This is a genomic window from Auritidibacter ignavus, assembly GCF_003703835.1.
GTDB classification, from domain to species: domain Bacteria; phylum Actinomycetota; class Actinomycetes; order Actinomycetales; family Micrococcaceae; genus Auritidibacter; species Auritidibacter ignavus.
Window position 1 is genome coordinate 1 of sequence record NZ_RDQR01000044.1, and the last position, 1,416, is coordinate 1,416.

Below are 1,416 nucleotides of genomic sequence, written 5' to 3' on the forward strand. Positions count from 1 at the left end.
CCGAGGGTCTTGCGGGGTCTGTTGTTGAGGGTGTGGGCCACCGCTTCGAGGTCGTCTGCGCTCCAGCGGGACAGGTCGGTGCCCTTGGGGAAGTACTGACGTAGCAGGCCGTTGGTGTTCTCGTTGGTGGGCCGTTGCCACGGGGAGTGCGGATCAGCGAAGAACACCTTGGTGCCAGTCTCAAGAGTGAACGCGGCATGTCCTGATAGTTCCTTGCCGCGGTCCCAGGTGATCGTCTTGCGTAACTGCTGGGGCAGGGTCGTGATCGCAGCGGCCAGAGCCGCGTTCATCGCGACTGCACCGTAGCCGCCCAGCGCGGGGCCGTTCTTGACCGGAGGGTGCTCGCCCCAGCCGTCGAGGCGGGGCAAGTGGACCAGGACCGTCGCGCGGCTGCGACGCTCGACCAAGGTCCCGATCGCACAGCGGCCGGTCCCGATGACCAGGTCACCTTCCCAGTGTCCTGGAACAGCACGATCAGCGGCTTCTGCGAGGCGTTGGCTGATCACGACCTCGGCACCGACATGACCGCCGGGTTTGTTCCGGGAACGCTCACGGGGCTGTCGCAACGCCCTGCCCGTTCGCAGGCAAGCCACCAGCTCACGCTTCAGTGCGCCGCGGCCTTCGATGAACAACGCCTGGTAGATCGCCTCATGACTGATACGCATTGACTCATCATCAGGGAAATCCAGCTTCAAACGGTGACTGATCTGCTCCGGGCTCCAACTGGTAGCCCACCGTCGATCTTGCCGACGAGGCTTGTTCAACCCCTTCCACGTCGGCGTGACCGGCCCTTCCACCGGCGTCCCGTCCGGGCCAGTGACCTTCCCAGAGAGTCTGTCCTGGACATAGTCGCGAAGCCGCAGGTTGGCCACCAGCTTCGCGGTCTTGGGTCGTTTCGCGGCCTCCTGGGCTTTCCATTGGGCCACCGTGGCGCGATACTCCAGCTTCCCGCTGCGGGTAGCAGCGTTGCGGCGCAACTCCCGACTGATCGTGCCCGGATCCCGCCCAAGGGTACGCGCGATCGACCGGACACCGCGTCCCTGAGCACGCAAGATCGCGATCTCCTCTCGCTCCTCGAAACTGAGATAACGACCAGTTGGCTCCGTCAACGTCAGCGGTGGCATACCGCCAGCGTGACGGAACCACCGCGATCCGACCGGCACCGACACCCCCACCGCCAGCGCTGCCTCCGCTGTCGTGACCCCGGCCGCGATCAGGCGCCAGAATTGTCGCTGCACCGCCCTCGATGGCTGCGGTCTGCCCGGAGAACGCATTGCTGGCCGCAACGCCCGGTCCGCGCGCCACTGCCGCCGCATCCCCTCCGGGACCTCGCTGATCTTCATGCTCCAGTCCTTGGTCACCATCCTTGAACACCTTTCTCACCTCAAGGTGTTGCGACGACCAGTTGAATCCGCC

The 1,416-nt window shown here is 65.3% G+C and carries 1 protein-coding gene; it reads right to left on the minus strand.

Annotated elements, in window-relative coordinates:
• Positions 1-1,343 (minus strand): IS30 family transposase (locus DYI20_RS12085; protein ID WP_122549586.1); only part of this gene is annotated, 1,343 nt, incomplete at its 3' end.
• Positions 1,344-1,416 lie beyond the last annotated feature (73 nt).